20 protein-coding genes are annotated in these 20,202 nt (G+C 53.4%); 9 read left to right on the forward strand and 11 right to left on the reverse strand.

What is annotated here, in order from left to right:
- Positions 1-96 precede the first annotated feature (96 nt).
- Positions 97-1,137, forward strand: coding sequence for an NADP(H)-dependent aldo-keto reductase (locus tag ACQ0PY_RS18820; RefSeq protein ID WP_042999467.1), 1,041 nt, complete (start codon positions 97-99; stop codon positions 1,135-1,137).
- A gap of 33 nt (positions 1,138-1,170) precedes the next feature.
- On the opposite strand, the gene lplT is transcribed toward ACQ0PY_RS18820, so the two are convergent.
- On the reverse strand, positions 1,171-2,367 hold the full coding sequence (lplT, locus tag ACQ0PY_RS18825) for a lysophospholipid transporter LplT (protein WP_044254177.1): 1,197 nt from the start codon (positions 2,365-2,367) through the stop codon (positions 1,171-1,173).
- A complete protein-coding gene (aas, locus tag ACQ0PY_RS18830; protein WP_446894172.1) occupies positions 2,360-4,519 on the reverse strand; it encodes a bifunctional acyl-ACP--phospholipid O-acyltransferase/long-chain-fatty-acid--ACP ligase in 2,160 nt (719 codons plus the stop codon). Before aas ends, lplT begins: the two co-directional genes overlap by 8 nt.
- Before the next feature lie 589 nt (positions 4,520-5,108).
- Between aas and galR the strand changes: the two genes are divergently transcribed.
- Positions 5,109-6,137, forward strand: a complete 1,029-nt coding sequence (galR, locus tag ACQ0PY_RS18835) for an HTH-type transcriptional regulator GalR (protein ID WP_042999464.1) — start codon at positions 5,109-5,111, stop codon at positions 6,135-6,137.
- 13 nt (positions 6,138-6,150) lie between these two features.
- Positions 6,151-7,164: a LacI family DNA-binding transcriptional regulator gene (locus ACQ0PY_RS18840; protein ID WP_109740587.1), complete on the forward strand. Its 1,014-nt coding sequence runs from the start codon at positions 6,151-6,153 to the stop codon at positions 7,162-7,164.
- A 105-nt stretch (positions 7,165-7,269) separates the two neighbouring features.
- Here ACQ0PY_RS18840 and lysA read toward each other — a convergent pair whose 3' ends face one another.
- Positions 7,270-8,532, reverse strand: coding sequence for a diaminopimelate decarboxylase (gene lysA, locus ACQ0PY_RS18845; protein ID WP_109739442.1), 1,263 nt, complete (start codon positions 8,530-8,532; stop codon positions 7,270-7,272).
- Positions 8,533-8,649: 117 nt separating this feature from the next.
- Between lysA and ACQ0PY_RS18850 the strand changes: the two genes are divergently transcribed.
- Positions 8,650-9,585, forward strand: coding sequence for a LysR family transcriptional regulator (locus ACQ0PY_RS18850; RefSeq protein ID WP_042999462.1), 936 nt, complete (start codon positions 8,650-8,652; stop codon positions 9,583-9,585).
- On the opposite strand, the gene ACQ0PY_RS18855 is transcribed toward ACQ0PY_RS18850, so the two are convergent.
- Positions 9,572-10,264, reverse strand: a complete 693-nt coding sequence (locus tag ACQ0PY_RS18855) for an aspartate/glutamate racemase (protein ID WP_090048446.1) — start codon at positions 10,262-10,264, stop codon at positions 9,572-9,574. The two genes, ACQ0PY_RS18850 and ACQ0PY_RS18855, sit on opposite strands and share 14 nt — an antisense overlap.
- Before the next feature lie 138 nt (positions 10,265-10,402).
- Here ACQ0PY_RS18855 and ACQ0PY_RS18860 point away from each other — a divergent pair, with 138 nt between their 5' ends.
- Positions 10,403-10,729, forward strand: a complete 327-nt coding sequence (locus tag ACQ0PY_RS18860; protein WP_042999460.1) for a cupin domain-containing protein — start codon at positions 10,403-10,405, stop codon at positions 10,727-10,729.
- Between the two features lie 58 nt (positions 10,730-10,787).
- Here the strand turns inward: ACQ0PY_RS18860 and kduD are convergent, their stop codons facing one another.
- The 4 genes from kduD to ACQ0PY_RS18880 all read right to left on the reverse strand — a co-directional run bounded on the left by kduD (position 10,788) and on the right by ACQ0PY_RS18880 (position 14,996).
- On the reverse strand, positions 10,788-11,549 hold the full coding sequence (gene kduD / locus ACQ0PY_RS18865; protein WP_099433710.1) for a 2-dehydro-3-deoxy-D-gluconate 5-dehydrogenase KduD: 762 nt from the start codon (positions 11,547-11,549) through the stop codon (positions 10,788-10,790).
- A 55-nt stretch (positions 11,550-11,604) separates the two neighbouring features.
- Positions 11,605-12,441 carry a 5-dehydro-4-deoxy-D-glucuronate isomerase gene (gene kduI / locus ACQ0PY_RS18870; protein ID WP_042288966.1) on the reverse strand — a complete coding sequence of 279 codons (837 nt, stop codon included), beginning with the start codon at positions 12,439-12,441 and terminating at the stop codon, positions 11,605-11,607.
- A 389-nt stretch (positions 12,442-12,830) separates the two neighbouring features.
- Positions 12,831-14,009: an acetyl-CoA C-acetyltransferase gene (locus ACQ0PY_RS18875; RefSeq protein WP_042999458.1), complete on the reverse strand. Its 1,179-nt coding sequence runs from the start codon at positions 14,007-14,009 to the stop codon at positions 12,831-12,833.
- A 111-nt stretch (positions 14,010-14,120) separates the two neighbouring features.
- The gene (locus ACQ0PY_RS18880; RefSeq protein WP_090048443.1) at positions 14,121-14,996 is read right to left on the reverse strand and encodes a LysR family transcriptional regulator; all 876 of its coding nucleotides are present in this window, start codon (positions 14,994-14,996) and stop codon (positions 14,121-14,123) included.
- A gap of 101 nt (positions 14,997-15,097) precedes the next feature.
- Between ACQ0PY_RS18880 and ACQ0PY_RS18885 the strand changes: the two genes are divergently transcribed.
- Both ACQ0PY_RS18885 and ACQ0PY_RS18890 read left to right on the forward strand, forming a co-directional pair.
- Complete coding sequence (locus ACQ0PY_RS18885) at positions 15,098-15,553, forward strand: multidrug/biocide efflux PACE transporter (protein ID WP_042999456.1); 456 nt, start codon at positions 15,098-15,100, stop codon at positions 15,551-15,553.
- 141 nt (positions 15,554-15,694) lie between these two features.
- Complete coding sequence (locus ACQ0PY_RS18890) at positions 15,695-16,924, forward strand: amino acid permease (protein ID WP_109739444.1); 1,230 nt, start codon at positions 15,695-15,697, stop codon at positions 16,922-16,924.
- 29 nt (positions 16,925-16,953) lie between these two features.
- Here ACQ0PY_RS18890 and ACQ0PY_RS18895 read toward each other — a convergent pair whose 3' ends face one another.
- Both ACQ0PY_RS18895 and ACQ0PY_RS18900 read right to left on the reverse strand, forming a co-directional pair.
- Positions 16,954-17,424 carry a hypothetical protein gene (locus tag ACQ0PY_RS18895; protein ID WP_044254160.1) on the reverse strand — a complete coding sequence of 157 codons (471 nt, stop codon included), beginning with the start codon at positions 17,422-17,424 and terminating at the stop codon, positions 16,954-16,956.
- On the reverse strand, positions 17,411-18,205 hold the full coding sequence (locus ACQ0PY_RS18900) for a winged helix-turn-helix domain-containing protein (protein WP_157959977.1): 795 nt from the start codon (positions 18,203-18,205) through the stop codon (positions 17,411-17,413). The genes ACQ0PY_RS18895 and ACQ0PY_RS18900 overlap by 14 nt, the downstream gene beginning before the upstream one ends.
- A gap of 602 nt (positions 18,206-18,807) precedes the next feature.
- On the opposite strand from ACQ0PY_RS18900, the gene ACQ0PY_RS18905 reads away from it, so the two are divergent.
- Positions 18,808-19,509: a helix-turn-helix transcriptional regulator gene (locus ACQ0PY_RS18905; protein WP_043001830.1), complete on the forward strand. Its 702-nt coding sequence runs from the start codon at positions 18,808-18,810 to the stop codon at positions 19,507-19,509.
- A 20-nt stretch (positions 19,510-19,529) separates the two neighbouring features.
- The gene (locus tag ACQ0PY_RS18910; RefSeq protein WP_042999452.1) at positions 19,530-19,841 is read left to right on the forward strand and encodes a hypothetical protein; all 312 of its coding nucleotides are present in this window, start codon (positions 19,530-19,532) and stop codon (positions 19,839-19,841) included.
- A 27-nt stretch (positions 19,842-19,868) separates the two neighbouring features.
- Here ACQ0PY_RS18910 and rcnR read toward each other — a convergent pair whose 3' ends face one another.
- Positions 19,869-20,141, reverse strand: coding sequence for a Ni(II)/Co(II)-binding transcriptional repressor RcnR (rcnR, locus tag ACQ0PY_RS18915; RefSeq protein ID WP_042999451.1), 273 nt, complete (start codon positions 20,139-20,141; stop codon positions 19,869-19,871).
- Between the last annotated feature and the right edge of the window lie 61 nt (positions 20,142-20,202).

The following is a 20,202-nucleotide window of genomic DNA, read 5'->3' on the forward strand; positions in this document are numbered from 1 at the left end:
AGCCGCGCTGCTGGCCTTAACAATTTTTCTTCCCTTTTTCCCTTCCCTCAGCCATTTTTATAATCCTTATGTCGTGATTATAAAAAGGAAACGGCTATGCAATATCACCGTATACCCCACAGCTCGCTTGAAGTCAGTACACTGGGGCTGGGCACAATGACGTTTGGTGAACAAAATAGCGAAGCCGACGCACATGCACAGCTCAACTATGCCGTCGCCAACGGCATTAACCTGATCGACGTGGCCGAAATGTACCCGGTCCCGCCACGCCCGGAAACCCAGGGGCTTACCGAAACTTACGTCGGAAACTGGCTGGCCAAATATGGCAATCGAGAAAAGCTGATTGTCGCCTCCAAAGTGAGCGGCCCGTCGCGCAATAATGACAACAGTATTCGCCCGAATCAGGCACTGGATCGTAAAAACATTCGTGAAGCGCTGCACGACAGCCTGAAACGTCTGCAAACCGATTATCTGGACCTTTACCAGGTTCACTGGCCGCAGCGCCCTACCAACTGTTTTGGCAAACTCGGCTATAGCTGGAGCGACGCCGCGCCGGTGGTGTCGCTACTGGATACGCTGGATGCGCTGGCCGAGTTCCAGCGGGCGGGCAAAATCCGCTACATTGGCGTCTCGAATGAAACGGCCTTTGGCGTGATGCGTTATCTGCATCTGGCGGATAAGCATGATCTGCCGCGCATTGTCACCATCCAGAACCCTTACAGCCTGGTCAACCGCAGCTTTGAAGTGGGGCTGGCGGAAGTGAGCCAGTATGAAGGCGTCGAACTGCTGGCCTATTCCTGCCTGGGATTTGGCACGCTGACCGGTAAATACCTGAATGGCGCGAAACCTGCCGGTGCGCGCAATACACTGTTTAGCCGCTTTACCCGCTACAGCGGCGAGCAGACGCAAAAAGCCGTGGCGGCGTATGTCGATATCGCCAGACGGCATAACCTTGATCCGGCGCAGATGGCGCTGGCATTCGTTCGTCGTCAACCGTTTGTTGCCAGTACACTGCTGGGCGCCACCACCATGGAACAGCTGAAAACCAACGTCGAGAGTCTGCATCTCGAATTAAGCGAAGAGGTGTTGGCAGAGATTGAAGCGGTGCATCAGGTTTACACCTATCCTGCACCGTAACAGAAGCGCGCCGGAGGAATTCCGGCGCGTTGATTATGCCTGGCGGCGCTGCCAGATCCACAGCGCCGCTATTGCCAGCGCAAACAGACCGCCAAAACCGATACCCACGGCGACAACCGGAATTCCTACCCACACCGCCAGCGAGTAGAGCCCCAGCATCAACAGCATCGCGCTGTTCTCACCGAGGTTCTGTACCGCGATCGCATTACCCGCCCCGACGCTCTTTTTACCGCGCTCCTGCAACAATGCATTCAGCGGCACGACAAAGAAACCGCCCAGCACACCGATCAGCATCAGTAGCGCATAGGCAGGCAACAGCGCGTGTTGCAGAGAGAAAATCAGCACCACAACGCCAATCAGGATCCCTGCTGGCATACAACGCACCACGGTATCCAGCGTGACCAGTCTGGCAGCAGCTCCGGCCCCGGCCACAATACCGATCGCGACCATCGCGTTCAGGTAGGTTGGCGTGGCGTTATCGGTAATGCCTAACGCCACCGGTACCCACAGGACCAGCAGAAAACGCAGCGTGACTCCCGCCCCCCAGAACAGACTGGTGCCCACCAGCGAAAAACGCGTTTCGCCGTTGCGCCACAGTGAAACGCAGGCACAAAAGAAACTGCGTGTCATTTTCATCAGATGCCAGGACTGCCCAGGACGAGCAGCAGCCAGCTTGGGAATAGACAGATTCGCCACCACCGCTCCGGCGTAGGCCAGCGCACAGACAACCAGCGCGGCAATAACATGCCAGTCGGCCAGCACGCCGCCCGCCACCGAGCCAAGCAGGATCGCCGCAATCGTGGATGCTTCCATCAGGCCGTTCGCTTTCACCAGCTTATCGCCGGTCGTCAGTTCCCCCAGAATGCCGTATTTGGCCGGCGAGTAAGCCGCCGCGCCAATCCCCACCAGCGTATAGCCGATAAACGGATTGAAGCCAAAACAGATCGTTGCCGCCCCCAGCAGTTTCAGGCCGTTGGCGAACATCATCACCCGGCCTTTGGCAAAGCTGTCAGCGATCTGCCCCACAAACGGCGCAAACAGGATGTACGCGCCCACAAACACCATTTGCAGAATCGGCTGACTCCAGTCCGGATAGAACTGTTCCTTCAGCAGCGCCAGCGTGGCAAACAACAGGGCGTTATCGCCAAACGCAGAGAGAAACTGCGCCGCGATAACCGACATCATTCCTTTCGACCAGACAGAGGTATTGGTATGTACTGACTCAGGCATTTTGTTTTTCCGGATCATCAACCCAACTTTTCAGCATCACGAAATCCGGCTTACCGCTGCCGAGTAACGGGAGTTGCTTCAGGTAACGGATATCGCGCGGCACCGCCAGTTCTGGCACGCCGTGCGCACGGGCATACTGCTGTAATACATCACGCGTCAGCTCGCTATCGGTGGTAAAGAGCACCAGCGCTTCGCCTTTGCTGGCATCGCTCTTGATCGCCGTCGCGTGCATTTTTTCCGGCGACACGCCGAGCGCCAGTTGCTCAACCATCTCCAGAGAGACCATTTCACCGGCAATTTTCGCAAAGCGTTTGGCGCGTCCCTGAATTTGCACGAATCCTTGCTCATCAAAGCGCACGATATCGCCGGTGTCATACCAGCCGCGCTCCAGTTCCCCGGCGGCGTTTTCCGCCACCGGCACCTCCAGTACGCCCGGTTTTTCCACGCGCAGATAACCGTTCATGATGTTTGGCCCTTTCAACTGCAAACGACCGCCCTCTTCAATACCCGGGATCGCCAGCAGACGCGCGTCCATGCCGGGCAGGATCCGCCCAACGGTACCAGGCTTCGCCGCCATCGGGACGTTAATCGAAACCACGGGCGCACACTCCGTTACGCCATAGCCTTCGAGAATCCGCAGACCAAACTTATCCTGCCAGAGCTGTTTTGTACTCTCCTGGAGTTTCTCCGCTCCCGCCACCACATAGCGCAGACGATAGAAATCATACGGATTGGCAAAACGCGCATAGTTGCCGAGGAACGTGGAGGTACCGAACAGCAACGTGCAGTTCCGGTCATAAACCAGTTCCGGCACAATGCGGTAATGCAGCGGGCTGGGATAGAGGAACACGTCAGCGCCGGTGAGCAGCGGCGTAAAAAGCCCTACCGTCAGACCGAACGAGTGAAACAGCGGCAGTGCCGACATAAAACGGTCATTGGCGGTGAAGTCAGCAATAGTTTTTATCTGCTCGACGTTAGCCAGCAGGCTTTTGTGGCTATGCACCACCCCCTTGGGATGACCTTCGGAACCCGAGGTAAAGAGGATCACCGCCGCCTCTTCCGGCTGCTGCTTGACCTGCGCCCGATGCGGCATCAGCAGGTGCGCAAAGATCCACAGTTTGTCCGCCGTGGTCACATCGGCTTTGAGATCTTCCAGATAGACCCAGCGAACCTGCGTCAGTTGCTCCGGCAGGTGCCAGAGTTTGCCTTTATCCAGGAACTGGCGGGAGGTAAAAATGGTTTTGATTTCCGCAGCGGTGATAGCGCTGGTCAGCCCTTTGACGCCCGCCGTGTAGTTCATCATTGCCGGGATACGACGGCGAGACACCGCGCCGAAAATCACCGCCGCGCTGATCGCGGCATTGGGCAACATCAGGCCAATTTTTTCGCCTTCCGCGCTATATTTTTCCAGAATACGCCCGACAAAAAGCGTCTTAGTGAGCAACTGTCGGTAGCTGTCCGGCTTGAAGTTGATGTCTTCGATACAGTGCTTGCCCGCGCCATAACGGTACATCGCCGCCAGCAGCGATTCATACAGCGTTTCGCGCGGACGCACCGCCATCCGTGCTTCCATCATTTTCTGATGCAGCATTTCACCGGCGATTTTACGGCGATCGCGCGCGCGCGGCGCATCGGGCATAGGCAGATGAGTGGGTGGTAAAACATGCAGGTGGATCCGCGGGAAGAAGCGGCGTTTCACCAGCCCTTTCAGGCGGCTGAAATGGGTGAGTTCTGCACCTTCAATCCGTACCGGTACCAGCGTCGCGCCAGATTTCGCGGCGACAAATCCGGCGCCGTCGTAGATTTTCATCAGCGAGCCGCTCACCGAAATGCGCCCCTCCGGGAAAATCACCACCGGGCGACCCTGCTCAATCAGTCGAACCAGATGTTTAATCGCCATCGGCTTCGTTGGGTCGAGCGGCACAAAATCGATCAGCGAGGTTAACCAGCGCATGTACCACTGTTGACTAATCGAGGTGTAAACCGCAAACACCGGACGTACCGGTAGAAATAGCGCCAGCAGAATGCCGTCGATAAACGAGACATGGTTGGGGGTGATTAAGACGCGTTCTCCCCGCAACGCCTGCATATCCCCCGTCACGCGTACCCGATAGAGCACGCGGGACAGGTTACGGAAAAAGCTAAATAACATTTCAACTCCCTTTGCGCACGATTCGGTAAAATAATGGTGGCAGATTACACGAACAAGGCAACAGGAGCGACAGTAAACTCGGGGCGAAAAAAAACCTGCGCATCCGCGCAGGTTGGTGCAAGAGACAAGGTACGAAGAGCGTACCGAATAATCTCACCAATCAATACCTCTGGGATCTTGATTGTGGTCTGTGCATGACCGCTTCGCCAGCGAGAAAACGCAAAGGAATGAAGGGAAATGCAACCAGTTGTGTAAATTCTCGCTTACTGTTACAGATTGCCGAAACAGTAAAAAAAAACCTGCGCGACTGCGCAGGTTGGTGTAATTCGTGTGCTCAACCCGAAAGTTGACTTCACCTATCAATACCTCTGGGATCTCAACTTTATCAAGCTGCCAGGAAGCGTCGCCAGCGAACAATCGCAACAGCCCTTCGCAAAGTGTAACTAATGGTTTGCATCATTCGATTTTTGGCGTAATTCCAAGGATTTTGCTCACATTTGCCGCGTCGCAACAGGCAATCTGCTTGAACCAGCAGCCGTTTTCCGTAACACTGACAGAATGTAAGCGTTTACCCACAATAGGTACTGTCATGGCGACCATAAAGGATGTAGCCCGACTGGCTGGTGTATCAGTCGCCACCGTTTCCCGCGTCATCAATGATTCCCCCAAAGCCAGCGAGGCGTCGCGCCTGGCGGTGGCCAGTGCGATGGAGTCGCTCAGCTACCATCCCAATGCGAATGCGCGCGCGCTCGCGCAGCAGTCCACCGAAACGATTGGTCTGGTGGTTGGCGATGTTTCTGACCCTTTTTTCGGCGCGATGGTGAAAGCCGTCGAGCAGGTCTCCTATAACACCGGCAATTTTTTACTGATTGGCAACGGCTACCATAATGAAAAAAAAGAGCGTCAGGCAATCGAGCAGCTTATTCGTCACCGCTGCGCGGCGCTCGTCGTTCACGCCAAGATGATCCCGGATGCCGACCTGGCATCATTAATGAAGCAAATGCCCGGCATGGTGCTAATCAACCGGATCCTGCCCGGTTTTGAACAGCGCTGTGTGGCGCTGGATGACCGCTACGGCGCCTGGCTGGCGACCCGTCATCTGATCCAACAGGGCCACACGCGCATTGGCTACCTTTGCTCGAATCACTCTATTTCGGATGCGGAAGATCGTCTCAAAGGCTATTACGATGCTCTGGAAGAGAGCCATCTCCCGGTCAACGATCGCCTTGTGACGTTTGGCGAACCGGACGAAAGCGGCGGTGAGCAGGCGATGACCGAACTGTTAGGCCGCGGCAGAAACTTCACCGCGGTGGCCTGTTATAACGACTCCATGGCCGCTGGCGCGATGGGCGTGCTAAATGATAATGGTGTGGACGTCCCGGCAGAGATCTCGCTGATAGGCTTTGATGACGTGCTGGTTTCGCGCTACGTTCGTCCGCGCCTGACCACCGTGCGTTATCCTGTCGTGACAATGGCGACACAGGCCGCAGAACTGGCGCTCGCGCTGGCGGAAAAGCGCCCGCTACCGGATGTCACCCATGTTTTCAGCCCTACCCTGGTCCGTCGCCATTCCGTGACGACGCCAGCGGAGCCGGGCAATGCGTCATCAAACGAGTAATCAGGATCGCGTCATGATAACAATGCTGGATGTTTCCCGTCGTGCCGGTGTCTCGAAAGCCACCGTTTCTCGTGTGCTGAACGGCACCGGTCAGGTCAAAGAAAGTACGCGTCAGAAAGTGTTTAAGGCGATGCAGGCGCTGGATTATCGTCCGAACTTTCTGGCCCGCTCGCTGGCGAACCGAACCAGCAACAGCATTGGGCTGGTTGTGTCGACCTTTGATGGCTTCTACTTTGGCCGCCTGCTACAGCAGGCCTCGCGGCAGACTGAATCTCACGGCAAGCAGTTGATTGTGACCGATGGTCACGATACGCCGGAGCGCGAACAAGAAGCGGTGCAGATGCTGGCCGATCGACAGTGCGACGCCATCATTCTCTACACCCGTTACATGAGCGAAAAAGCGATCCTCGCGCTGGCGGATTCGATCACGATGCCGTTGATTATCATTAACCGCGATGTCAGCCTGGCCCGCGAACGCGCCATCTTTTTTGAACAGGAAGACGCGGCATTTCAGGCGGTGGATTACCTGATTTCGCAAGGACATCGCGAGATAGCCTGTATTACCGTACCGGGACACACCCCGACCGGGAAGTCGCGTCTGATGGGCTATCGCAAGGCACTGGAAAAAAACGGTATCGACTGGGATCCGGCGAAGGTGAAATATGGTGATTCCAGCATGACGCGAGGCTATGACGCCTGTAATGAACTGTTGCAGGAAGGGGTAACGTTCAGCGCCCTGTTTGCCTGTAACGACGACATGGCGCTGGGTGCGTCGAAAGCCCTGCACCAGGCCGGGCTTAACATTCCGCAGGATGTGTCGCTGTTTGGGTTTGACGATGCGCCGAGTGCAAAATGGCTTGAACCGGGATTGTCGACGGTTTATCTCCCCATCGACACGATGATCACCACAGCCATCGATCAGGCGATCCGCATGGTCAATGGCGAAGAAATTGAATCGATCCCGCCCTTTACCGGCACGCTGGTGTTGCGTGATTCGGTCACCACCGGGCCGTATTTTAAGGCATAAATCGTAACGCTATCTGCGCGATGCAAGGCCTGATGGCGCTTCGCTTATCAGGCCTGCAGACGACGGTAACTCCGCAGATCGGATAAGCCGCCGCCCGACAAGAAATCAAAACACTTCCAGCGCCAACAGCTCTTCAATGGTCTGGCGACGGCGAATCAGTCGCGCCTGACCGTTGTCAAATAATACTTCCGGCAGCAGCGGACGGCTATTGTAGTTCGACGACATTGAGGCGCCGTAGGCGCCGGTATCATGCAACACCAGATAATCGCCCGACACCACCGCTGGCAGCGCGCGGGTTTCCACCTTGCCGCCCTCCTGCTGGGTAAAGACGTCGCCGGATTCACACAGCGGTCCTGCGACGACCGTGTCGACCCGCGGCGCGTTCTCCAGTGAACGACCATCCGCCGCCAGCGCGGTAATATGGTGATAACTGCCATACATTGCCGGGCGCATCAGATCGTTAAAGCCCGCATCCACCAGCACAAAATGACGACTGCCCATCTGCTTCACGCTGCGAACCTGAGTGACCAGCACGCCTGACTGAGCGACGAGAAAACGTCCTGGCTCAATTTCCAGCTTTACGTGATGCCCCAGATGACGGGCGATCTGCTCGCGCGCGGCATTCCACAGACCAAAGTAATGCCGGGTATCCACCGCCTCTTCGTCATCGTGATAAGGGATCGACAGACCGCCGCCGGCGGAGATCGCCTCCAGATCCTGGCCGAAATCCACCACCTGACGCACCATCGCGCCGCACACTTGCTCCAGATGACCATAGTCAACACCTGAACCAATATGCATGTGGATACCCACCAGCTTCAGTTGATGGCGCTGCATCACCGCCAGCGCCTGCGGCAAATCGGTATGCCAGATACCGTGTTTGCTGTTTTCGCCGCCGGTATTGGTTTTCTGGCTGTGGCCGTGACCAAAGCCCGGATTAACGCGCAGCCAGACGCGATGGCCCGGAGAGACCTGTCCAAGCTGATCGAGCATATCAACGGAACCGGCGTTGACCGGAATGCGTAATTCGCTGACGCGGGCCAGGGTGGCGTTATCAATCACATCGGCAGTAAATACGATGTCATCCGGATGCGTTTGCGGATCATATCCCGCCGCCAGCGCACGCTCAATTTCGCCTAACGATACGGAATCCACTTTAACGCCCTGTTCACGCATTAAGCGCAGAATATGAATATTGGAACAGGCCTTCTGCGCGAAGCGCACCACATCAAACTGTTGCAGTGCCGCAATCTGACGACGGACGATCTGCGCGTCGTAAACCCAGACCGGGCAACCAAATTCGGCTGGCAACCTGAGCAGGTTTTCTGCGGTGAGATCGGTATCGGTGCAATACAGTGAATGAGGCATAACAGGCTCCGGACATGACGTTTTTTATGATTACGCCACAGTACGAAGAGAATAAAAAATATCGTTTTATACCGACTTTATGCAAAAATGATATGGTTTTAATCCTGCGAGGTGATGATGGCTGCCGTTAACTTACGTCATATTGAAATCTTTCATGCGGTCATGACCGCCGGAAACCTGACCGAAGCCGCGCGGTTGCTGCATACGTCACAGCCCACCGTCAGCCGTGAACTGGCGCGCTTTGAAAAAGTGCTGGGATTAACGTTGTTCGAACGTACGCGCGGTCGCCTGCATCCGACGGTTCAGGGGTTGCGTCTGTTCGAAGAAGTCCAGCGATCCTGGTACGGGCTGGACAGGATCGTCAGCGCAGCGGAAAGCCTGCGGGAGTTTCGCCAGGGGGAACTGTCGATAGTCTGCCTGCCGGTCTTTTCGCAGTCGCTGCTGCCCACGTTGATTCAGCCGTTTCTCGCCCGCTATCCGGACGTCAGCCTGAATATTGTCCCGCAGGAGTCACCGCTGCTTGAAGAGTGGCTTTCTGCCCAGCGCCACGATCTGGGGTTGACGGAAACACTGCACACGCCTGCCGGTACTGAACGTACGGAGCTCTTCTCGCTTGATGAAGTCTGCGTGCTGCCGCCGGGGCATCCGCTGGCGGAAAAGTCAGTATTAACGCCGCAGGATTTTCAGGGGGAGAACTACATCAGCCTGTCGCGCACGGACAGTTATCGGCAACTGCTGGACACCCTGTTTAATGAGCACGACGTTAAACGGCGGATGGTGGTGGAGACTCACAGCGCGGCGTCAGTGTGCGCCATGGTGCGCGCCGGAGCCGGTCTTTCGGTGGTAAACCCGTTCACCGCTCTGGATTATGCGGCGAGCGGCGTAGTAGTGCGCCGTTTCAGTATTTCCGTGCCGTTTACCGTCAGCCTGGTGCGTCCCATTCACCGACCCGCCTCCGCGCTGGTCGAGGCCTTCAGCCATCATCTGCAAACCCGCCATCACCTCCTGGTGACAGCGCTGGAGCAGATCCTCGGGCCGGTTACGACAGCATAAACGTCACGGCGTCTGCGGCATGGATCGCGGCGGTGTCAAACACCGGGATCGGGCTACGCTCCACCGGCACCAACAGACCAATCTCCGTGCAGCCAAAAATGACGCCCTCAGCCCCCTGTGCCGCCAGGGCTTCAATCACTTCCACATAGTACTGACGTGACGCTTCGGTAAACTGTCCGAGGCAAAGCTCATCAAAGATGACCTGGTTGATCGTCGCCCGCGCATCCGCATCGGGTATCAGGCACTCAATGGCAAACTGTTGTTCCAGGCGGCCGCGATAAAAATCCTGCTCCATCGTGTAACGCGTTCCCAACAGCGCAACCCGGCGCATTCCCTGCGCGGAGATGACGCGCCCGGTCGCATCAGCAATGTGTAAAAAAGGCAGCGAGCAGCGCGATTCAATGGCCTCCGCCACTTTGTGCATCGTGTTGGTACATAAGACGATCCCTTCCGCCCCCGCCTGCTGCAGCCCGATCGCGGCCTGCGCAAGAATGTCTCCGGCTTTATCCCACTCACCGCGATTCTGGCACGCTTCGATCTCGTGGAAGTCAACGCTGTGCAACAGCAGACTCGCAGAATGAAGCCCACCCAGTTGTTGTTTGATCCCTTCGTTAATTAACCGGTAGTACGGGATGGTCGATTCCCAACTCATCCCGCCCAACAAGCCGATCGTCTTCATTACCTGCTCCTTCATCAGTGATTTACAGCAGTGAAGCAAACTTGTGATCAAGTTTCCAGTTCATTTGATCTCCCATTTTCTTTGCCACGCACCTGAGTTAGCTTTAATGAAACATTGTTTCAAACAATAGGATCCCACATGTTTGTTTTCCATAACGAGACGACGCTTGACGATCTGGGTAATGGCGTCACTCGCCGTATCCTCGCGCATAACGGCAAACTGATGGCTGTCGAGGTTAACTTTGAGCAAGGGGCGATTGGCCCGCTGCATCACCATCCACATGAACAACTGACCTACGTGTTATCCGGTGAATTTGAATTTACTATCGGTGACGAGAAGCAGGTGGTACGCGCGGGGGATACGTTGTATAAGCAGCCAAATATTGTTCACGGCTGTGTCTGCCTGAAGCCGGGAACACTGCTGGATACCTTTACGCCGGTTCGCGAAGATTTTCTCAACGCCTGATTTCATCAATAAAAAAACCCTGCGCGAAGGCAGGGTTTTGTCAGCAAGTGGGCGCGAATTAACGTGCCAGCCAACCACCGTCAACCGCCACGGTATAGCCGTTGATATAATCAGATGCGCTGGAGGCCAGGAAGACCACCGGCCCCATCAGATCGCTCGGCAGACCCCAACGTCCTGCCGGGATACGGTCGAGGATTTCAGCGCTACGCTGCTCATCGGCGCGCAGTTGCTGGGTATTGTTGGTCGCCATGTAACCCGGTGCAATCGCGTTGACGTTGATGTTGTGCTTCGCCCACTCGTTCGCCATCAGACGGGTCACCCCCATTACGCCACTTTTGGAAGCCGTGTAAGACGGGACGCGGATACCGCCCTGGAAGGAGAGCATGGAGGCGATATTGATGATTTTGCCGCCGTTACCCTGTGCGATGAAGTGTTTGGCCGCCGCCTGAGACATAAAGAACACGCTCTTGATGTTCAGGTTCATCACGTCATCCCAGTCTTTTTCGCTGAAATTGATCGCGTCTTCGCGGCGGATCAGACCCGCGTTGTTGACCAGAATATCGATATGGCCGAACTCAGCAACCGCACGCTCCAGCAGTGCCGGGATCCCGTTGATCTGTCGCAGATCGGCGGTCAGACTCAAAAAACGACGGCCCAGAGCGGTCACACGCTCAATGGTTTCGGTCGGTTCAACGATGTTAATCCCGACGATATCACAGCCCGCTTCCGCCAGACCGAGCGCCATGCCCTGGCCCAGACCGGTATCACAACCGGTCACGACAGCGACTTTACCTTCGAGAGAGAATGCATTCAAAATCATTGTAAATCCTTAGTTTTTCATACCTGTCACGGACAGGCGTTATGAGCGCCCGCGACTAACGCAGATCTTTCACCGCAACGTGGTCCATATCATCAAAGACCTGGTTTTCACCGACCATGCCCCAGATGAAGGTATAGGCTTTGGTGCCCACCCCGGAATGGATCGACCAGCTTGGCGAAATGACGGCCTGCTCGTTATGCATAACGATATGACGCGTTTCCTGAGGCTGCCCCATCATATGGAAGACACAGGTGTCTTCTTCCATATTGAAATAGAAGTACACTTCCATACGGCGTTCATGGGTGTGGCACGGCATGGTGTTCCACAGGTTGCCCGGTGCCAGTTCGGTAAGGCCCATACTCAGTTGGCAGGTTTCCAGTACATCCGGCACGAAATATTTATTGATGGTGCGACGGTTGCTGGTGAGATTGTCACCTAATGTCACAGGCGCGACATCAGCAGGCGTCACTTTTTTGGTGGGATACGTGGTATGCGCCGGTGCGCAGTTATAATAGAACTTGGCTGGCGTTGCGCTATCGACGCTGGCGAAAACCACTTCTTTCGCCCCTTTGCCAACATACAGCGCATCGCGGTGGCCGATCTCATAGCATTGACCGTCGACGGTGATAGTGCCCGCGCCGCCGATGTTGATCACACCCAGTTCTCGACGTTCCAGAAAATAGGTTACGCCAAGCTGTTTACCGACTTCACCGCCAACGGAGACCGTTTTTGCCACCGGCATAATGCCACCGACGATGATGCGGTCAATGTGGCTGTAAACCATCGTGTATTCGTCAGCCACGAACACTTTCTCAACCAAAAACTCCTTGCGTAGCCCCTGGGTATCCAGTGTTTTGGCGTGCGCGCTGTGAATACTTTGTCTTACGTCCACATTTACCTCCAGTGATGTACTGAGCGGGAATCCCTCAACGGAGAGCGAAACGCTGTTCCGTTTTACGTTATGCGCCCATGATAGTCTTCCGGGGAACCGTTTTCAATTACAAATAAAACATCGTTTCACTTTTTCTGCATCTTATTATCAAAAGTGTAATTCCGATCACGATCGATTCATTCCGTGATTAAGAGCAGGAGGAAAATGGTATAGAAAAACAAGGAAATAGGCGTTACCCCTGAGTTTTCGACGCCCTGACTTGCGGGTAAACGGCTGTCAGTTCATTCGCTTAACGCGAAAATCAGAAGGAAGGAGAAACAAAACGCAGCCATGCCGCCACGATTATCGTGCGGCATAACGGGGGGAGTGAAGAGGAGAAAAAAGAGTCGTTAATCGCGCTCAATGGCTAACGCCACGCCTTGCCCGCCGCCAATGCACAGCGTTGCCAGACCTTTGCGGGCATTACGTTTGACCATTTCGTGAACCAGAGAAACCAGAATACGACAGCCGGACGCGCCAATCGGGTGGCCAAGGGCAATCGCGCCGCCGTTGACGTTCACCCGTCGCTCGTCCCATTCCAGCATTTTGCCAACCGAAAGCGCCTGGGCGGCAAACGCCTCATTTGCTTCAATGAGATCCACATCGGCCAGTTGCCAGCCGACCCGCTCCAGACAACGGCGAGTGGCATACACGGGGGCGATCCCCATCAACGCAGGATCCACGCCGACGCTGGCAAAGGCGCGGATGCGCGCCAGCACAGGCAGGTTCAACTCCAGCGCTTTGGACTCGCTCATCATCATTACCGCTGCCGCGCCATCATTTATAGAAGAGGCATTGCCGGCGGTTACCGACCCCTGCAGTTCAAACGCCGGATCCAGACGCGCCAGGCCTTCTGCGCTGGCATCCGTACGCGGCTGCTCATCGGTATCAATGATCACGGTTTGCCCATTACGCTGGGTGGTGACCGGGACGATTTCCGCTTTAAAGCGACCAGCATCGATGGCCGCGCGTGCCTTTTGCTGTGAACTGAGCGCATACGCATCCTGCAGTTCCCGGCTGATGCCATATTCACGCGCCAGATTCTCTGCGGTCACACCCATATGATAATCATTGAAGGCATCCCACAGGCCGTCGTGTACCAGGCTGTCGACGAGCTGGCTGTTGCCCAGTTGCGCGCCGGTTCGGCTGTCGGTGAGTACATGTGGCGCACGGCTCATGTTCTCTTGCCCACCGGCAATCACAATATCCGCTTCACCGCACTGGATCGCCTGCGTGGCAAGATGCAGCGCTTTCAGCCCCGAGCCGCAGACGTCGTTAATGGTGATAGCAGAAACCGTGTTCGGTAATCCCCCTTTGATCGCTGACTGACGCGCCGGGTTTTGTCCCGCCCCCGCCGTCAACACCTGTCCGAGGATCACTTCATCAACGGCATGCGCATTCACGCCGCTGCCTTCAATCAACGCTTTGACCACCATACTGCCCAGTTCAACGGCAGAATGACGCGCCAGCGTCCCCTGAAAACAACCAATTGGCGTACGCAACGCCCCGACGATCACCACCTCTTTCATTACGACCTCAGCGCAAAATAACACCGCAATAGTAGAGGATTGTTAAAAATAGTTATCCTGATTGTTTAAGAAAGGTGAGTTTTATCACAAAGGAAATCGTTATCACGCCTCTCAGCCCGGGACACTGCCTTGCTGTAAATGGTATCTCAGCCAACTCCCTGCCACACCGGGCGGGGATTTTTTGTTCCAGAGCAGATCGATGGCGATCGCTTTCGGCCATCCCGAGACAGCCAGTTGCACCAGCGGTTTTTCCGCCGCAAACTCCTCCACCAGTGCACACGGAAGCGCGCACCAGCCAAACCCCTGTACCGCCATACTCAACAACAACAAATAGTTCGGCGCAGACCAGACCGGGCCGCGGGCAAGCTGGGCACCATGGTCGATATAGGTGTTAAGGCGCAATTCACGCCAGGTATGCAGTTGATCCCATTGCAGTTTCTTCTCTTTCGCCAGCGGATGGGACGCGGCAACGTAAAGTCCCATCCACGTTTGCATCGGCAAGCGCGTCGCACCGATATCGGTGGGATAGTGGTCTCTGGCTTCAATCAAACCAACCTGCGCCCGCTCTTTTTGCAGCAGATCGATAACGTCCACATCCTCACCAATCAGACATTCAAATTCGGTATGTGGAAACTGGCGATCAAACTGCACCATCAGTTCCTCCAGCACGTCGGGGTGTAACGTGTCGGAGAGCACAAACGTCAGACGCGCTTCGGTTTCGCCAGCCAGCGAAAGCGCCACCTCATCGAGACGTTCGCTGGCCGACAGAATCGCCTGAACGTAACCAAGTACTTTCTTGCCTTCTTCCGTTAGCACCGGCTGACGCGAAGAGCGGTCAAAAAGCGAAACGCCAAGATCGGCTTCAAGGTGAGCGATCGCCGTGCTAATGGTGGACTGACTTTTCCGCAGTCTGCGTGCCGCCGCCGAGAAAGAGCCACAGGAAACGGTCTCGACAAATGCGGTTAAGGCTTCAGGTGAGTAACGCATGAACTATCTACTTTATCGATGGATACTATCTTTTAGATATCACATAAAACGATAAAATTCCCCCTATTCCGTTATCCGGGCGTTTTCAAGAAAGGTAAGTTATGCAACACAATGCAGTTCAACGTCGTTCATTACTGGAGCGTGTCTTTCACGCCGTCTGTTTTGAAGGGATCGCCACGGCGATCCTGGCTCCCACCACGGCCTGGTTGATGCAACGATCGGTGCTGGAAATGGGCGGACTGACGATCCTGCTGGCGACCACGGCGATGATCTGGAACATCATCTACAACGCGCTGTTTGACCGTTTCTGGCCTTCACATCTGGTGAAACGAACAGCGAAAGTGCGCGCGTTTCACGCGCTGGGGTTTGAAAGCGGCTTTATCGTCATCGGCGTGAGTATCGTGGCGTATGTGTTGAACGTTAGTCTGATACAGGCCTTTACGCTGGAGATCGGCTTCTTCCTGTTCTTCCTGCCCTACACCATGTTCTATAACTGGGCTTATGACACGTTGCGCGTACGCGTCGTGAAGCGTCGCGAACCGCGCGTGACTGCCTGATAACTCACACTTTTGCCGGAATCCACGCGGTTCCGGCAAAACCTGTTGCCCCCCTTCTCCCGTTCAGATCTCACGCCCACCCGCTCATTTATGGTAAATTGCGCTTCTTTTTGTTTATTTTATAGTTGATACGTTCAAGAAATGTCTAAAATTTGGTCAAAAGAAGAGACGCTCTGGAGCTTTGCGTTATATGGAACTGCCGTGGGCGCAGGAACTTTGTTTCTCCCCATCCAGCTTGGCTCCGCGGGCGCGATTGTCCTGTTTGTCACCGCTCTGGTCGCCTGGCCTCTCACATACTGGCCGCATAAAGCGTTATGTCAGTTCATTCTCTCGTCGAAAACCTCTGCGGGAGAAGGGATCACCGGTGCAGTGACGCACTATTACGGTAAGAAGATCGGCAGCCTGATTACCACGCTGTACTTTATTGCCTTTTTCGTGGTGGTTCTGATTTATGCCGTCGCCATCACCAACTCCCTGACAGAACAGCTCACCCGCTATCTTGAGATTAGCCTCGGCATCCGCATGGGAGTCAGCCTTGGCGTGGTATTGATCCTGAACCTGATTTTCCTGATGGGCCGCCATGCGACCATACGAGTGATGGGCTTTTTGGTGTTCCCGCTGATCGCTTACTTCCTGTTTCTCTCGCTATATCTGACCGGCAGTTGGCAACCCTCTTTGCTTACCGGACAAATGGCGTTCGATCAGCACACGCTGCATCAGGTATGGATATCAATTCCGGTGATGGTTTTTGCTTTTAGCCATACGCCTATTATCTCTACGTTTGCCATCGACAGACGTGAGAAATATGGTGAGCTGGCCATGGGTAAATGCAAAAAAATCATGAAGGTAGCGTATCTTATCATCTGCTTAAGCGTGCTGTTCTTCGTCTTTAGCTGCCTGCTGTCGATTCCGCCATCGTACATCGAAGCCGCTAAAAATGAAGGTGTCACCATTCTTTCGGCCTTATCCATGATGCCTGCCGCCCCGGCGTGGCTCTCGATTTCAGGTATCATCGTCGCCGTGGTGGCGATGTCGAAATCCTTTCTCGGCACCTACTTTGGCGTCATCGAAGGGGCAACCGAGGTGGTCAAAACCGGTCTGCAACAGGTTGGGGTGAAGAAAAGCCGGGCCTTTAACCGCGCCCTGTCGATCATGATGGTATCGACCATCACCTTTATTATCTGCTGCATCAATCCGAATGCGATCTCGATGATTTACGCCATCAGCGGGCCGCTCATTGCCATGATTTTGTTCATTATGCCGACCCTGTCGACATACCTGATCCCGGCGTTGAAACCGCACCGCTCGTTCGGCAATCTGGTCACCCTGATTGTCGGCCTGCTGTGCGTGTCCGTGATGTTCCTTGGCTAATACTGGCGTAAACGGCTCGTCCGGGCCGTTTACTCACTACTACGGCATAATAACGAGGGGGCGCCAACCGTCGTAAAGGCCCACCCTTCCCGATAGCGTTTAATCGATAGCGAGAAAGAAGCGCGCTCAGTGAGATAAAGCGCAGGCAACGAACGGTATCCTTTGTTCACCTCTAAATTGTCGCTCGGAAACCGCACGAGGTTATTGGTGCTGATAATATAGTTGTCACGAACCTTATAATAGGTGAAATACACAATCCGGCTAATTTTAAACTTTTTATTTTGCGGCGTATGCAAATCACCGGTAATGGTGACGATCCCCTGATTATTTTGCATTTGATAGGCTACATCCCCCCGAAACTCCTCATTATTAATTTCCCATACCACACGCCCCTCGCAATCAATATTATTTTTGCTTTTATGTGCATACCAGAACCCCACACCGGCCAGGGTTACTATTACCACTAATACAATGAAGATAACTATTTTAGTTTTTATCATTAATTGAATACCAGGTCGTACATTTTGTTAGAGGATGTTCCCTTATATCCAACTGACAAGCAATTGCCGCAATATTTTTCGCGCTGCTCATTCCTGAGAGATAGACATAGTTATGATTCTGACAGATATCCGGGTGTCTCGTCAGGAATACCGTATAGCGAGTATTAAAGGTACTTTTGCTTTTCATTAACAGGGTACAGGATGAAAAGGAGACAGAGTCAACAATGGCATAGGAAGAGAACAGCGATTCGGCCGTCGGAGATAAAAAGCCAAAAGAAACGCTGACACCGATCAGCAATGCCGACAGTAAAATAGCCCCCATCTTTAGTGTTGTTCTTGAAGGCCGTAATTTAAGCGCTACCGCTGTCAGAGCAGGCCATACAGGCTCCTCCGTGCTCTCGCTCTCTTCCACATTTTCAACCGATTCCGTCTCCGTACGTTGAATCTCTGCGGTGATCATCATACCCCGCCGGGCAACGGTTCTAATCAGGTCGCGCGGCAACCCAACCTCCGATAATGCATTTCTGAGCATGAGCACCGTCTGATATAACGTATTGACAGAGGTGATAGTGTTTTTATCACCCCAACCAATCTTTACGAGCTGGGCTTGCGGAATAACAACCCCACAATTTGTAAGGAGATATAAAAGGATGAAACTCGCAGGGTTTTGAAGAATGACAGTTTTTTGGGTATTTTTATTCGTCAGACTTCTGTCACCCGGGTGAAAGTCAACCAGGTTATTAATTGTGTATACTGTAGTGTGTGTGTACTTCTCAAACACTGTGTGCGTTCTCGCATTTACATGATGAATGTCATGCTACAAAAATCTTATACAGAGATCACTAAATATATAATAGATATGTCTGGGCGCTCATAACCTACAAACAAAAATTCTTATAAATCAATACACTTCAATCTGAAAAAGATCAGGTGTTCTTAATTAAGACCATTTTAGGTGCGTTATCACTCAGCACTCATTATTATAGTTTCACGTTTAAAAAGCGGACAAACAGATAAATAGCATTACTTAATAAAAGACAATAGCATTGTTACAATTTTTTCAGAGAATTTAACATAAGATCAACTTTTTGCCATTAATGCCATTTAGCGATAAAACTTAAACATTTTTGCAATATAGATTTTCCTGGTGGTTGTTACAAAATTCCTGGAGGCTTTTTTTCATGCTTCCTCAACGGAACAATGACCCCGCCAGAAACCTGAATTGATACAGAGGTAAACCCCTTAAAAAATTCGTGATTAAGAATAATAGCAATAAATAAAATTTCGGATTTCCTCTCTATCAAAGTTGCATTTTGTAGAGTATTGACATGTTTTAAAACGGATGAAATTATGAAATCATCTACGGATAGGGAGGCTCTCAATATGGGGCTGGACGTTAAATTAAAGAATTTGACATGCAGCAGTTGTACCTTGCATTGTAAAATAATGCCCGAAAAATCACCCCGCTTACAGTATTGCGCCAATGCCTGTTTTTGCATGTGGCCAGAAGAAAGCATTTATTTTAATAAAGGGGTCATTGAAGGTATTTTAAATCACAATCACAACGCCAGACTTAGTGGTTATATTTTTGTGGATTTCTCTATTAGCTTTTTACGCCTGTTTTTGGATAAAGAGTGGATAGAATATCTCGCAAGCACCCGCATGGGCATTATTTTGATCAGCGATCGCAACATGCAGTCGCTCGCCAACTACTGGCGCAAAAATCATCCTGCTGTTTCCGCTATCATTTACCATGATGACGGACTGGATGTCGCCAATGAGAAGATCAGGCAGGTGTTTATCGGACGGCATTTGTCGTTCACCAAGGGGAATACGTTGACGCAGATGGAGTTCACCATTCTGGGCCACATGGTTGCAGGCAGTAATCCGCACCAGATCGCTCAACTGTTGAACATGGACATCCGCAGCATCTACGCCTACAAACAACGAATTGAAAAAAGAATGGGTGGACGAATCAATTCGTTGTTTATTCACTCTCATGCGGTTTCTGGCGATAAGTCGTCTTATCCGCTGTTGCTCAAAGAGATGGATGGTACAGCAGTGCATTTGCAAAGACGCAGATGAGTCCGACAACAGGGAACGAAATGGACAAGGATTATAAAGTGGGATACTACGAAGAAGAAACGCGCGCGCTGAGTGCAGTACTGTTATCACTGTTTACGGCCCGTGCTGAGATAGCTTTCGGTGAGCTGGAGTGCTCTCTGCAAAAACTCGCCTTCCCGCCTGCTGTTCGCAGGTTGTGTGAAGAGGCGTTGCAAAGTCATAGTGAAGACGAAGCCGATCGGACGAATGCCCGGGCGGTTTGCTGCCTGCTGCATGCACTGGAATCGATCAGTGGCTATAAGCACGTTGAGCGCTATATTGCCCAACGGAATCAGGCGGTCGTGTATTGCTAAGACACCGAGTCGGGACAGCGTTCCCGACTATTTTATATAGGAGTCCAGAACTTTCAGTACCACGTCCAGATCTTCTTCCCGCTTCTCTTCATCACTCTGATGGACGATATGCTCGGTCAGATGCCCTTTAATCACTTCTCGCATTAAACCATTCACGGCTCCGCGTATTGCGGCGATCTGTTGCAACACAGCGGCGCACTCATGGGGTTCATCGAGCATTTTTTTCAGCGCAACCACCTGCCCCTGAATTTTGCTGGTTCGGGCTTTAAGCTTCTGTTTATCCCGGATTGTGTGTGACATCGCAACACCTCCTTAACATAAAACGTGGTGAATTATAGCATTACGTATCTACTGGGGGGTA

Source organism: Citrobacter sp. LST-B2 (assembly GCF_057983045.1).